The 13,657-nt window shown below is 63.9% G+C and carries 10 protein-coding genes; all 10 read left to right on the top strand.

Annotated features, from left to right (window positions below; genetic code table 11):
• Positions 1-7 precede the first annotated feature (7 nt).
• Positions 8-2,665: a type VI secretion system ATPase TssH gene (tssH, locus tag ACKUG4_RS12035; protein WP_445434069.1), complete on the top strand. Its 2,658-nt coding sequence runs from the start codon at positions 8-10 to the stop codon at positions 2,663-2,665.
• Between the two features lie 10 nt (positions 2,666-2,675).
• Positions 2,676-4,202, top strand: a complete 1,527-nt coding sequence (locus ACKUG4_RS12030; RefSeq protein WP_085612406.1) for a sigma-54 interaction domain-containing protein — start codon at positions 2,676-2,678, stop codon at positions 4,200-4,202.
• 93 nt (positions 4,203-4,295) lie between these two features.
• Entirely contained in the window at positions 4,296-4,436 is a 141-nt protein-coding gene (locus ACKUG4_RS12025; RefSeq protein ID WP_003229566.1) for a hypothetical protein, read from the top strand.
• An 18-nt stretch (positions 4,437-4,454) separates the two neighbouring features.
• Complete coding sequence (gene tagH, locus ACKUG4_RS12020) at positions 4,455-5,648, top strand: type VI secretion system-associated FHA domain protein TagH (protein WP_236179737.1); 1,194 nt, start codon at positions 4,455-4,457, stop codon at positions 5,646-5,648.
• A gap of 5 nt (positions 5,649-5,653) precedes the next feature.
• A complete protein-coding gene (tssJ, locus tag ACKUG4_RS12015) occupies positions 5,654-6,154 on the top strand; it encodes a type VI secretion system lipoprotein TssJ (protein WP_011336587.1) in 501 nt (166 codons plus the stop codon).
• Positions 6,155-6,156: 2 nt separating this feature from the next.
• Positions 6,157-7,488, top strand: coding sequence for a type VI secretion system baseplate subunit TssK (tssK, locus tag ACKUG4_RS12010; RefSeq protein WP_039765155.1), 1,332 nt, complete (start codon positions 6,157-6,159; stop codon positions 7,486-7,488).
• 5 nt (positions 7,489-7,493) lie between these two features.
• The gene (icmH, locus tag ACKUG4_RS12005; protein WP_064600459.1) at positions 7,494-8,369 is read left to right on the top strand and encodes a type IVB secretion system protein IcmH/DotU; all 876 of its coding nucleotides are present in this window, start codon (positions 7,494-7,496) and stop codon (positions 8,367-8,369) included.
• A gap of 13 nt (positions 8,370-8,382) precedes the next feature.
• The gene (gene tssM / locus ACKUG4_RS12000) at positions 8,383-11,922 is read left to right on the top strand and encodes a type VI secretion system membrane subunit TssM (protein ID WP_445434068.1); all 3,540 of its coding nucleotides are present in this window, start codon (positions 8,383-8,385) and stop codon (positions 11,920-11,922) included.
• Positions 11,922-12,650 (top strand): PP2C family protein-serine/threonine phosphatase, encoded by a 729-nt coding sequence (locus tag ACKUG4_RS11995; protein ID WP_236187592.1) that lies wholly within the window; start codon positions 11,922-11,924, stop codon positions 12,648-12,650. The genes tssM and ACKUG4_RS11995 overlap by 1 nt, the downstream gene beginning before the upstream one ends.
• Positions 12,647-13,648: a serine/threonine-protein kinase gene (locus ACKUG4_RS11990; RefSeq protein WP_134334182.1), complete on the top strand. Its 1,002-nt coding sequence runs from the start codon at positions 12,647-12,649 to the stop codon at positions 13,646-13,648. Before ACKUG4_RS11995 ends, ACKUG4_RS11990 begins: the two co-directional genes overlap by 4 nt.
• Positions 13,649-13,657 lie beyond the last annotated feature (9 nt).

Here is a 13,657-nt window from a genome sequence, read left to right as displayed (position 1 = left end):
GTGAGCCATGATCAACGTAGACCTGCAACAACTCATCCAGGCGCTGGACGCCGAAACCCGTCGCGATCTGGAGCGTTCGGCCGAGCGCTGCGTGGCCCGTGGCGGCAGCAAGATTCTGGTCGAAGACTTGCTGCTCGGCCTGCTGGAGCGCCCGAACGGTCTGCTCTCCCGCGCACTGCAGGATGCCGACGTTGATGCCGGCGAACTGAGCGCCGCCCTGCAATCGCGGGTCGAGCACAGCGCTTCGCGCAACCCGGTATTCGCCCCGGAGCTGGTGCAGTGGCTGCAAGACGCGCTGCTGGTGGCCAACCTTGAGCTGGGCCAGACCTCGGTCGAAGACGCGGCGCTGATCCTCGCGCTGTTGCGCAACCCGATGCGCTACGCCGGCAGCCGCTACCAGCCGTTGCTCGCCAAACTGAACATCGATCGCCTGAAGGAATTTGCCCTGTCGCAACAACCTCAGGCAGCGGCCAACGGCAAACCGGCCGCTCAAGGCGAGTCGTTGCTTGAGCGCTTCACCCACAACCTGACCCAACAGGCCCGCGACGGCAAACTCGACCCGGTGCTGTGCCGCGATGGCGCGATCCGCCAGATGGTCGACATCCTCGCCCGTCGCCGCAAGAACAACCCGATCGTGGTCGGTGAAGCCGGGGTCGGTAAAACCGCCATCGTCGAAGGCCTGGCCTCGCGCATCGCTGCCGGTGAAGTGCCGCAAGTGCTCAAGGGCGTCGAGCTGCTGTCGCTGGACATGGGCCTGTTGCAGGCGGGCGCCAGCGTCAAAGGTGAATTCGAGCGTCGTCTGAAAGGCGTGATCGACGAGGTCAAAGCCTCGCCGAAGCCGATCATCCTGTTCATCGACGAAGCCCACACCCTGATCGGCGCGGGCGGCAATGCCGGCGGTTCCGACGCGGCCAACCTGCTGAAACCGGCGCTGGCGCGCGGCGAGCTGCGCACCATCGCCGCGACCACCTGGGCCGAGTACAAGAAATACTTCGAGAAAGACCCGGCGCTGGCCCGTCGTTTCCAACCGGTTCAACTGCACGAACCGACCGTGAGCGAAGCCGTGACCATCCTGCGTGGCCTGGCTCAGGTCTACGAGAAGAGCCACGGCATCTACCTGCGGGACGACGCGGTGGTTTCCGCAGCCGAGCTGTCCGCCCGTTACCTGGCCGGCCGCCAACTGCCGGACAAGGCTGTCGATGTGCTCGACACCGCGTGCGCCCGTGTTCGCATCAGCCTCGCTGCGGCTCCGGAAAGCCTGGAACGCCTGCGTGGCGAGCTGGCTGAAGGTGGCCGTCAGCGTCAGGCCCTGCGTCGCGATGCCGAAGCCGGTTTGCTGATCGACCACGAAGCGCTGGAGGCACTGGAAACGCGTCTGGACGAAGCCGAAACCGAAATGGTCGCACTGGAAACCCAGTGGACCGAGCAGAAACAACTGGCCGAGCGCCTGCTGGAACTGCGCCAGCAACTGGCCAAGGCCCGTGAAGCCGCTGCGGTCGAGCCGGTGGTCACCGTTGAAGAAGACGCCGAAGGCGCGGTGATCGAAACCGTTGCTGCTGAGGTTGAAGAAGGCCAGAGCGTCGAAGCGCTGGAAGCGCAACTCAACGAAACCCACAGCGCCCTGACCGCCGCTCAGGTCAAGGAGCGTCTGGTCAGCTTCGAAGTCTGCCCGCGTCTGGTGGCCGAAGTGATCAGCGCCTGGACCGGCGTGCCACTGGCGCAACTGGCCCGCGAACACAACGCCAAGGTCGCGAGCTTCGCCACCGACCTGCGCACCCGCATCCGTGGTCAGGAACAAGCCGTGCACGCCCTGGATCGCTCGATGCGCGCCACCGCTGCCGGCCTGAACAAGCCTGACGCACCGGTCGGCGTGTTCCTGCTGGTCGGCCCGAGCGGCGTCGGCAAGACCGAAACCGCTCTGGCACTTGCCGACCTGCTGTACGGCGGCGACCGCTTCATCACCACCATCAACATGTCCGAGTTCCAGGAGAAACACACCGTTTCCCGCCTGATCGGTGCACCGCCAGGCTACGTCGGATACGGCGAGGGCGGCATGCTCACCGAAGCCGTGCGCCAGAAGCCGTACTCGGTGGTGCTGCTCGATGAAGTCGAGAAGGCTGACCCGGACGTGCTCAACCTGTTCTACCAAATCTTCGACAAAGGCGTGGCCAACGACGGCGAAGGGCGCGAGATCGACTTCCGCAATACGCTGATCCTGATGACCTCGAACCTGGGCAGCGACAAGATCAGCGACCTCTGCGAAGACGGCGCGCGTCCGACCGCCGAAGTGCTGGAAGAAACCATTCGCCCGGTGCTCAGCAAACACTTCAAACCGGCGCTGCTGGCGCGGATGAAAGTGGTGCCGTACTACCCGGTCGGCGGCCCGGTGCTGCGCGAGCTGATCGAGATCAAGCTCGGTCGTCTGGGCGAGCGTCTGAACCGTCGCCAGCTGGACTTCACCTGGTGCCAGAACCTCGTCGATCACCTGTCCGAGCGCTGCACCCAAAGCGAAAGCGGTGCACGCCTGATCGACCACTTGCTCGACCAGCACGTGCTGCCGCTGGTGGCCGACCGCTTGCTCGACGCCATGGCCACCGGTGAAAGCCTCAAGCGCGTGCATGCGACGCTTGACGGTGAAGCCAGCGTGACCTGCGAGTTCGCCTGAGGTGAGTGTGATGTTCACTCAAGTGCCGCAGCCACTGCTCTATGCCGAAGCCTTGCTGGCGCAGTTCGCCAGCCTGTCGCGGGCGGCGGACGGTGCTGCGCTGCTGGGTGACTTCGTGCGCGGTCTGGCCGGGCTGAGCGGTTGCGAACTGACGCAGCTGTACTTGCTGGATGCCACGCACACGTCGCTGGGGATGAACGCCGAATGCCTCGACGGCGTGCTGCAACCGCGCAGCGCGGCGAGCCTGCCGGCGGACTACAACGGCGAGCAACTGTTGCAGTTCGCCCTGTGCCAGAACCGCGTGGTGTGCTTCGACGACCTGGGCGGCAGCCTGCACGAAACCAGTTTTCTGCCGGCCTCGTCCACGCCATGGCAGTCGCTGTTGTGCGTGCCTCTGGTCAATCAGCAGAAGGCCGTCGAAGGCCTGTTGCTGTGCGCCAGCCGTCGCCACATCAACCTGCAAGGGTTTGCCGATTCTCTCGGCCAGCTCGGCTCGTTCGTGCTTGGTCAGTTGCACTTGCTGCAACGCCTGCGCCAGCCAGTGGATGCGGCCGCGCCGGTCGTGCGCAGCCTGCCGAGTGCCAGCGGCTACGGCCTGATCGGCAAGAGCGCGGCAATGCGCCAGACCTACTCGCTGATCAGCAAAGTCCTGCACAGCCCGTACACCGTGCTGTTGCGCGGCGAGACCGGCACCGGCAAGGAAGTGGTCGCGCGGGCGATCCACGATTGCGGCCCGCGCCGGTCCCAGGCGTTCATCGTGCAGAACTGCGCGGCGTTCCCGGAAAACCTGCTGGAAAGCGAGCTGTTCGGCTACCGCAAAGGTGCGTTCACCGGTGCCGACCGCGACCGCGCCGGGCTGTTCGACGCGGCCAACGGCGGCACCCTGTTGCTCGACGAAATCGGTGACATGCCGCTGTCGCTGCAAGCCAAGTTGCTGCGCGTGTTGCAGGAAGGCGAGATCCGTCCGCTGGGTTCCAACGACACGCACAAGATCGACGTGCGCATCATCGCTGCAACGCACCGCGATCTGTCGGTGCTGGTCAGCGAAGGCAAATTCCGCGAGGACCTGTACTACCGTCTCGCGCAATTCCCGATCGAATTGCCGGCCCTGCGTCAGCGCGAAGGCGACATCCTCGACCTGGCCAAGCACTTTGCCGATAAGGCCTGCACTTTCCTGCAACGTGATCCGGTGCGCTGGTCGGACGCAGCGCTTGAACACCTGTCCGGCTACACCTTTCCCGGCAACGTGCGTGAACTCAAAGGCCTGGTCGAGCGGGCGGTGCTGTTGTGCGAGGGCGGCGAGTTGCTGGCCGAACATTTCTCGCTGCGTCTGGAATCGGCGCCGGTGCCGGAAGACCACTGCGGCCTCAATCTGCGCGAACGACTGGAAGCGGTCGAACGCAATCTGCTGCTCGATTGCCTGCGCAAGAACGACGGCAATCAGACGCTCGCCGCCCGCGAACTGGGCTTGCCGCGCCGCACGCTGCTGTACCGGCTCGGCCGCTTGAACATCAATCTGGGTGATTTTGATGGGTAGGCGAAAGTCCGTCGGATTCACCTCGAACACCTATTTCAGCGCCGCCCGTGAGGGTCGGCGCTTTGTGCTTTGTCTACACCTGGAGACCCTCTGATGTCTGTTCGTCACTGGCACGCTGTCCTGCTGACCCTCGTCGTTCTATGCGGCCTCGGCGGTTGCAGCGGCAATTACAAATTCAACGATAACGATTACCGCCCGTTGGGTGATCCGCAGGCGGTCAATCGCGGCAAGTGACCGCAAGGAGCATCAAACATGGAATTGGTTTTCGAAATGCTGAACACCAAGCAGTTCGTGCCCACCGAGCTGTGCCAGCGGACCTTCAAACAGGCCGGCGGCGTGATCGGGCGGGGCGAGGACTGCGACTGGATCATCCCTGACCGCAAGCGTCACTTGTCCAATCACCACGCGATTGTCAGCTATCGCGAGGGTTCGTTCTTCCTGACCGACACCAGCAGCAACGGTGTACAGGACGGCGACAGCGGCGCACGCCTGCACAAGGGCGAACCGGTGCGCATCGAGCACGGCAGCACCTACGTGCTGGGCGACTTCGAGATTCGCGCACGACTGGTGCGCGACCCGGCGACGTTCGACGGTGAAGTCGGTCTGCCACGCGCCGCCGGCAGCATCATTCCGGATGACGCGTTCCTCGACCTCGACCCGCTGAAGTCGCTGGAGCAGCAAGAGCGCGTGTACTCGGAATTCGAGGAAATGCTCGCACCGGTGACCGACCCTGAAGACTCCCGTCAGCGCGCCGACTACGCGCGCATCGACATGGAAAGCCTGATGGTGCCGGAGCTGATCGTCGAGCCCACGCCTGAGCCGGCACCGGCCCCGAAAGCGGTCGAGCGTCAGAGCGAAACCTTCTGGGATAAATTCGGCGCGGCCCTTGGCGTGAACGTGAAGAACCTCAGCCACGACGAGCGTGAAGCCCTCGCGCTGAACGCTGCACGTCTGCTGCGCCAGAGCGTCGGCGGTCTGCAACAGAGCCTGCGCACCCGTTCGGAGCTGAAGAACGAACTGCGTCTGGCCCAGACCACCGTGCAAGGCACCAACAAGAATCCGCTGAAATTCGCCGTCGACCCGAGCGAAGCGCTGGACATCCTGTTGCAGCCACACAAGCCGGGCCATCTGCCGGCCGAGCAGGCGATCTCCCGGGCGTTCCGCGATTTGCAGGCGCATCAGGTGGCGCTGCTGACCGCCAGCCGCGCGGCGGTGCGCGGCACTCTGGAACACTTCTCGCCGGAGCAACTGACCCTGCGTTTCGAGCGCGACAACAAGCCGTTGCTCGCCACCGCTGGCGGGCGCTGGAGAGCGTTCAACCGTTATCACCATGCGCTGCGTCAGGACGACGACTGGAGCGAGCGCCTGCTGGCTCGCGACTTCGCCCAGGCCTACGAAGAACAGATCCGCCTGATCTCCACCCTCCACACCGACCACCAAGGATGATGCGCATGTCTCGCCGCTCGACCGCTTTTTTCAAGACGCTGACCGCGCTCACCCTGTTGGTGCTGCTCGCCGGTTGCTCGTCGCTGTCGCCGTACTCGAAAGTGACCAAGATCAACCTGAAGCTGACCGGCAGCGATCAGTTGAACCCGGACCTCAACGGTCGTCCGTCGCCGATCGTGGTGCGCCTGTTCGAACTCAAGCACCCGGTGACCTTCGAGAACGCCGATTTCTTCAGCCTCTACGAACGCGCCAAGGAATCCCTCAACCCGGATCTGGTGGCCAGCGAAGAACTCGAACTGCGCCCGGGTGAAACCGTGGAGCTGAAACTCAGCGTGGAGGAGGGCAGCCGCTTCATCGGCATCCTCGCCGCGTACCGCGACCTGCCGGAAACCAAGTGGCGCCACACGTTCCCGATCACACCGCTGGAAGTCACCGAAGCCGATCTGACCCTGGATCAGGCCGGTATCCGCAAGACCAACGAAGTGCTCGCCAAGGCGGATGACTGACCATGAATACCCATAAAGTCATCTGGCAGGAAGGCATGCTGCTGCGTCCGCAGCACTTCCAGCACAACGACCGCTACTATGATCACCAGATGAAGACCCGCACCCGGTTGCTGGGCGGCTACACCTGGGGTTTCCTGAACCTTGAGATCGACCTGCAGTTCCTCAACATGGGCAAACTGGTGATCAGTGAAGCCTCGGGAATTCTGCCGGACGGCAGCCTGTTCGAACTCGGCGGCAACACCGAACCGCTGGCGCTGGACGTGCCGCCGAACACCGGCAACACGCCGATCTACCTGGCGCTGCCACTGGTCACCGGTAACCACATCGAGGCCCGTCGCCCGGAGCAGTCCGACGTTCTTGCGCGTTACACCGCATATGACGCCGAAGTGGCCGACTCCAACGCCGGTGATGATTCCGCCAGCCAGGTCAGTTGCGGTCGCCCGGACTTCAAGCTGTTGCTCGGCGAGCAGCAGAGCGACCAGGCCTACGTGAAGCTGAAGATCTGCGACGTGCTCGACACCACACCGGACGGCGTGATCAGCCTCGATCCGGATTTCGTGCCGACCTACATTCAGGCCCACGCCTCCAGCTACCTGCTGTCGTGCCTGAAAGAAGTGATCAGCATGCTTGGCCACCGGGGCGACACCATTGCCGAACGGATTCGTTCGAACGGCAAGGTCGGCGGCGCGGAAATCGGCGACTTCATGATGTTGCAACTGATCAACCGCACCGAACTGCTGCTGCGCCACTACCTGGGTCTGGAGCAGGTTCACCCGGAAGAGTTGTACCGCACGCTGCTGACCATGCTCGGCGATCTGGCGACGTTCTCCAGCGACAGCAAACGCCCGCGTCTGGACAGCCGTTACTCCCACGCCGACCAGGGTGCGAGTTTCCGCAAGCTGATGGAGTCGATCCGTCAGGTACTGTCGATGGTGCTGGAACAGCACGCCATCGAACTGATCCTGCAAGCGCGTCAGTACGGGATCATCGTGTCGCCGCTGCACGACCACAAACTGCTGGGCTCGGCGTCGTTCGTGCTGGCAGCCAGTGCCAACTGCGACTCCGAAGAACTGCGCAATCGCTTGCCTGCGCACCTCAAGGTCGGCCCGGTGGAGCGCATCCGCCAACTGGTCAACCTGCACCTGCCGGGGATCAAGGTCAAACCGTTGCCGGTGGCCCCGCGGCAGATCGCGTTCCACTCCAACAAAACCTATTTCATCCTCGAACTCAGTTCCGAAGACCTGGCACAACTCGAGCGCTCCGGCGGCTTCGCGTTCCATGTGTCCGGCGAATTCGCCGAGCTTGAACTGAAATTCTGGGCCATCAGGAACTGACCGACATGATCAAGGACATGGAACACAACCAGGACGACAAAACCGTCCTGCTCGACCGTCAGGGCCATGGCCCGGCGGCGAGTCCGCTGACCGACTTCGCCGCGCCACCGCGCTTCGAGCAACTGGAAGAACGGATGATCTACGCCGCGCGCCTGCGCCCGGCGGAGGCCTTCAACATCAGCCTCAATTCGCTGGTGGCGGCGTCGTCCGAACTGCTGTCGGAAGTGGTGCGCCTCAAGCACAGTGAAACCCGCGAAGACCTCTACGCGCTCAACGAGCGCCTGACCGCCGGGCTCAAGCTGTTCGAAGTGCGCGCCCTGCACAACGGCGCCGAAAGCAGCCAGGTGATGGCCGCCCGTTACGTGCTCTGCACCGTGGTCGACGAAGCCGTCGTGACCACGCCGTGGGGCAATGAAAGCGAGTGGTCGCAGATGAGCCTGCTCAGCAGCTTCCACAACGAAACCTTCGGTGGCGAGAAGTTCTTCCAGTTGCTCGATCGGCTGTCGAAAAACCCGGTCAAGCACCTGCCGATGCTGGAGCTGATGTACCTGTGCCTGTCCCTCGGTTTCGAAGGCAAGTACCGCGTGCAGGCGCGCGGCATGCTGGAACTCGAAGGCATCCGCGACGCCCTGTACCGGCAGATCCGTCAGTTGCGTGGCGACGTGCCGCGCGAATTGTCGCCGCAGTGGGAAGGCCTCAACGATCAGCGCCGCAACCTGGTGCGCATCGTGCCGGCGTGGATGGTGGTGCTGTTCACCTTCGTCTGTCTGGTGATGATGTATTCGGGCTTCGCCTGGGTCTTGGGCGAGCAGCGCGACACCGTTCTGCAACCATATCAGCCGCTTGATCCGGCCGCGGCCTCGCCGCAGTCGCAGCCGTAAACAGGGACGTGTGATGAAAAAGTTTTTCAAGAAAGTCGGCGCCTTCCTGCGCCAGACCTGGGTCTGGACCTTGCTGCTGGTGCTGTTCGTGGCGCTGCTGGTGTGGTTCGTCGGCCCGTTGTTGGCAGTGGATGACTACAAGTTCTGGGAAAGCGCGACTTCGCGTCTGCTGACCATCAGCGTGCTGTTCCTGATCTGGGGCCTGACCATGGTCTTCGTCAGCTGGCGCGCCGGTATCCGCAAGAAAGCCGTCGAAGAAACCGAAGACGGCCAGGACCGTATCCGCCGCGAAGAGTTGATCGACGAAGAGCAGAAAGAGTTGAAGGAGCGTTTCAAGGACGCCCTGAAAACCCTCAAGACTTCGAGCCTGTATCGCGGCCGCAGCGAGCGCTGGCGCAATGACTTGCCGTGGTACTTGCTGATCGGCCCGCAGGCCAGCGGCAAGACCAGCCTGCTGGACTTCTCCGGGCTGGAATTCCCGATCAACAAGATCGACCGCAAACTGACCCGCGACACCCACGGCACCCGTCATTGCGACTGGTACTTCGCCGATCACGGTGTACTGATCGACACCGCCGGCCGCTACCTGACCCAGCCGGATGCGGAAGTCGACGGCAGCGCCTGGACCACCTTGCTGGAACTGTTGCGCAAGCGTCGTCGCGGTCGTCCGCTGAACGGCGTGCTGGTGACCATTCCGGTGGAAACCCTGACCGGTGGCAGCGAACAGGACATCGAAACCCTGGCCCGCCAGGTGCGTGCGCGTCTGCAAGACGTCTATCAGAAGCTGCACGTCGATGTGCCGGTGTATCTGGTGCTGAGCAAGGCCGACAAGCTGCTGGGCTTCGATGAGTTCTTCGACCAACTGACTCGCGAAGAAAGCGATCAGGTGCTGGGCACCAGTTTCCGCAAGGATCAGGTCGGCACCGACGTGACGGTGCTGCGCAACGAGTTCGAAGAGCTGCTGCGTCGCCTCAACAGCCAGGTGATCATGCGCATGCACTCCGAGCGCGACACCCAGCGCCGTGGCCGCATCCTCGACTTCCCGCACCAGATGGGCCAGATCGGCGAGCGTCTGTGCCTGCTGGTCGACATGGCGTTCACCAGCAACCGCTACCAGCGTGCGACGCAACTGCGTGGCTTCTACCTGACCAGCGCACCGCACCTGACTCAGGAAATGGATTCGACCACCGCCGGCATCGGCGCGAGTCTGGGCATGAGCGCCGGCGTGCTGCCGACGCTGCGCAGCGGTCGTTCGCGTTTCATCCATCACTTGCTCAGCCGGGTGATTTTCCCCGAGGCCGATCTGGCCGGTCTGGACAAGCGCGAGCGCAGCCGCATCCACTGGGGCCAGCGTGCGTTGTACGTCGGCGCACTGGGTGCGCTGGTGCTGTTCGGCATGCTCTGGGCCGGTGGTTTCTCGGCCAACTACGAGCGTCTGGAAAGCCTGCGCAATCTGGCGCAGAACTGGACGCAGCAACGCACGGCACTGTCGCCGCGCGATGACGCCATGGGCGCACTGAAAACCCTCGACACCAGCTACGCTGCCACCCAGGTGTTCCCGAAAAAAGGCGACGCGGCGTACCACGAACGGATGGGTCTGTATCAGGGCCAGGACGTCAATCCGGTGGTCAAGGAGGCTTACGAGCACGAGCTCGAAAAGCAACTGCTGCCGCGCGTTGCAACGATGCTCGAAGGCCAGATCCGCGCCAACATGAAGGACCGCGAAAAGCTGATCAACAGCCTGCGCGCGTACCTGATGCTGAACATGAAGGATCGTCGTGACGCGGCATGGCTCAAGGACTGGATCGCGGCGGACTGGTCGCAGCGTTACACCGGCAACACCGCGGTGCAGAACGGTCTGAACACGCACCTCGAGCGTCTGTTGCAGCAGCCGTTTATCTATCCGCTCAACGAGCAACTGGTGGCCCAGGCGCGTCAGATCCTGCGCAGCGAGTCGCTGGCGACCGTGGTTTACCGCATGCTCCGCGAGCAGGCGCGCAACCTGCCGGATTACCGTTTCAGCCAGCACCTCGGGCCGCAGGGCTCGCTGTTCATCGGCACTGAATACGTGATTCCGGGCTTCTACACCCAGACCGGTTATCAGCAGTATTTTTCGGTGCAAGGCGCGTCGCTGGTGACCGACATCCTGCGTGACAACTGGGTGCTGGGCGAAGGCGCGGGCATCAGCGACATGGATCTGCGTCGCCTGATGGTCGAGCTGGAGCAACTGTACTTCCGCGACTACGCCAACTACTGGAGCGAGGCCGTTGGCCAGGTAGCACTGCCGCCGATCAGCGATGCCGGTGAAGGCGCCGAGCAACTGGCGGGCCTGACCTCGGCCAACTCGCCGGTGCTGGCGCTGCTGACCGAAGTGCGCGAGAACACCCGCTTCCCGGCCGCTGCCGATCCGGTGGACGAGGCGGGTGACGCGGCTGATGCGCTGGCCGGACAGAAAGGCAAACTGGGCAAGGTGGGCAAACTCGCCGCGGCGGCAGCGGACAAGGCCTCGGCCCTGAACGTGGCGAAGAACCTGCCGGACACCGCCAAGAAGTCCCTGCAACGCCGCTTCGAGCCGCTGCACAAATTGCTCGACGACAACAACGGCCCGGCCGCTGACCTGACCCCGGCCTTCACCGCGCTCAACGACCTGCAACTGCAGCTGGCGGGCCTCGCCCGTTCCAGCACGCCGGAGCAGGCCGCGTTCGAGCTGGCCAAGACCCGCATGAGCGGCCAGCGTGATGCGCTGACCAACCTGCGCAATGCGTCCGGTCGTCTGCCGCGTCCGCTGAGCGTGTGGTTCAACGTGCTGGCCGAAGACTCGTGGCGCCTGGTGCTTAACGATGCCTACCAGTACCTGAACGGCCGTTATCAGAACGAGCTGTACAGCGTGTATGGCAAAACCATCAACAAGCGTTACCCGTTCAGCGCCTCGAGCACCAGCGACGTGGCGATCAGCGATTTCCGCGAGTTCTTCCGCGCTCAAGGCACCATCGACCGCTTCTTCGACAGCTACATGCGTCCGTTCGTCAGCGGTGATCCGGGCAACTACCGGATGCGCAGCGTCGACGGCCGCAGCCTGCCGGTGTCGAAGGTCTTCCTCGACCAGATGGCGGCGGCCCTGAACATTCGCCAGAGCTTCTTCTCGATCAACCCGGCCGAACCGACCGTGCAGTTCAAGCTGGAGCCGTACACCCTCGATCCGGCGGTCAGCCGTTCCGAGTTCAAGTTCGGCGACAAGACCATGGAGTACCGCCACGGTCCGATCCTGCCCATGAGCTTCAAGTGGCCGACCGATGCTGAAGACGGTCGCACCAGCCTGGTCATGGACAAGATGGCCGGGCGCCCGATCGGCATCGAGAAGAACTCCGGCCCGTGGTCGCTGTTCCGTCTGTTCGACCTGATGCAGACCGAGTACCTGACCGGTCGCGACGTGCTGGTGCTCAAAGCCGACGTGGGTGGCCTGCGCGCCAATTACCTGCTGACCAGCCAGCGCACGCCGAACCCGTTCGACATGGGCGTGCTGCGCACCTTCCGTATGCCGGTGCAGCTCTGATGCTGGTGGCCAGTCCCTGGCGCAGCGCGGCGCGAACCGACCCGGGCAAGGTGCGGTCGCGCAACGAAGATGCCTTCCTCGACACCCCGCAGCATGGGCTGTGGGTGGTCGCGGACGGCATGGGCGGTCATCAGGGTGGCGACATCGCCAGCCAGTTGATCGTCGCCAGCCTGGCTGAACTGCCGCAGTACGAAGACTTCGACGAACGCCTCAAAGCCATCCGCCAGTGCCTGCACTGGCTGAACCGGCGCCTGGGGCAGGAGTTGACCGTCACCGCCGGGCGCCACGACAGCATCATGGGCAGCACCGTCGTGGCGCTGCTGGTGGAAGGCAATCGCGCGGCCTGCATCTGGGCCGGCGACAGTCGTTGCTACATGTGGCGTGGGCAGCGGTTGTATCAGCTGTCGAAGGACCATTCGCTGCAGCAGCAATTGATCGACGAGCAGCAGATGAGCGTCGAACAGGCAGCGGCGCACCCGGCGGCCCAGGCCTTGACCCGGGCGGTCGGCGCGGCGGAACAACTGACGCTGGATGTGCTGGAGCTTGAGGTGTATCCGGGCGATGTGTTCCTGCTGTGCAGCGATGGTTTGTATCAAGGCCTGAGCAGCGATGCCCTCGGCAACGCCCTCAGCCTGGCGGCGCCACATGTGGCGCTGGAACGTCTGTTCGACGGTGCCCTGCGGGGCGCCGCACGGGACAATCTGACGGCCGTGGTGATCCGCCAATGACTGAAATCGAATCCTCAGTCGATGACTTGCTGATGAGCGAGGAGCAGGCCAACAACCTGACCTATTTCGCTTTTGCAAAGCAGCACAACGCCGAACCCGCGCTGGCGCCAACCAAGGCCAGCGTCGGCGCACTGCCGGATGTTCTGGCAGGCCGCTACCACCTCGAGCGCCTGCTCGGGGCCGGTGGCATGGGTGCGGTTTACCGGGCCCGGGATCTACTGCACGAACAGTTCGGCGATCCCGATCCTTACATTGCGCTGAAAATCCTCAGCGAAGAATTTGCCGAGTCGCCGGACGCCAGCGCCTTGCTCTACAGCGAGTTCGCCCTGACCCGACGCCTGCGCCACGACAACGTGCTGCGACCGCACACGTTCGAAGTGGACACCGATTGCCAGCGGGCCTTCATCACCATGGAACTCATGCGTGGCCTGACCCTGGACAAACTGCTCTGCGAGCGGCCGCTGGGGCTGCCGTGGAAAGAACTGCGCGACATCGCGCTGCCGCTGCTCGACGCGCTGGCTTACGCCCACCGTCGCGGCGTGCTGCACGGTGACATGAAACCGAGCAACGTCATGCTCAGCGAAGACGGCGTGCGCCTGTTCGACTTCGGTCTCGGGCAGGCCGAGGAGGGCATTCTGCCCGGCCTGCCGCACCTGAGCCGCGAGCGCTTCAACGCCTGGACCCCGGGCTACGCCGCCCCCGAACTGCTTGAGGGCCAACCGCTGTCGGCCAGCGCGGACGTGTACGGCGTGGCCTGCGTGATCTATGAACTGGCGGGCGGCAAACACCCGTTCCGCCGCTTGCCCTCGACCCAGGCCCGTGACGAACACCTGGATCGCGAACTGCAAGCCCCGGCAAATCTGCCGACACACTGCTGGCCCGCGCTGCGCACCGCGCTGGCCTTTGACGCGGCAGAGCGCAACATTTCTGCCGACCAATTGCGTGACGCCTTGGGCGCCACTTCGTCCTGGCTGCAGCGTTTGCGGCTGAGGGCGTAACGGATGACA

Source organism: Candidatus Pseudomonas auctus (assembly GCF_048654275.1).
GTDB lineage: Bacteria > Pseudomonadota > Gammaproteobacteria > Pseudomonadales > Pseudomonadaceae > Aquipseudomonas > Aquipseudomonas pharyngis.
This window is presented reverse-complemented; position numbering and strand designations above follow the sequence as displayed.

Coding starts and splice junctions, on each gene's coding strand:
- tssH (WP_445434069.1), top strand. CDS start 8: ATGATCAACGTAGACCTGCAACAACTCATCCAGGCGCTGGACGCCGAA.
- tssK (WP_039765155.1), top strand. CDS start 6,157: ATGAATACCCATAAAGTCATCTGGCAGGAAGGCATGCTGCTGCGTCCG.
- ACKUG4_RS12025 (WP_003229566.1), top strand. CDS start 4,296: ATGTCTGTTCGTCACTGGCACGCTGTCCTGCTGACCCTCGTCGTTCTA.
- ACKUG4_RS11995 (WP_236187592.1), top strand. CDS start 11,922: ATGCTGGTGGCCAGTCCCTGGCGCAGCGCGGCGCGAACCGACCCGGGC.
- tssJ (WP_011336587.1), top strand. CDS start 5,654: ATGTCTCGCCGCTCGACCGCTTTTTTCAAGACGCTGACCGCGCTCACC.
- tagH (WP_236179737.1), top strand. CDS start 4,455: ATGGAATTGGTTTTCGAAATGCTGAACACCAAGCAGTTCGTGCCCACC.
- ACKUG4_RS11990 (WP_134334182.1), top strand. CDS start 12,647: ATGACTGAAATCGAATCCTCAGTCGATGACTTGCTGATGAGCGAGGAG.
- tssM (WP_445434068.1), top strand. CDS start 8,383: ATGAAAAAGTTTTTCAAGAAAGTCGGCGCCTTCCTGCGCCAGACCTGG.
- ACKUG4_RS12030 (WP_085612406.1), top strand. CDS start 2,676: ATGTTCACTCAAGTGCCGCAGCCACTGCTCTATGCCGAAGCCTTGCTG.
- icmH (WP_064600459.1), top strand. CDS start 7,494: ATGATCAAGGACATGGAACACAACCAGGACGACAAAACCGTCCTGCTC.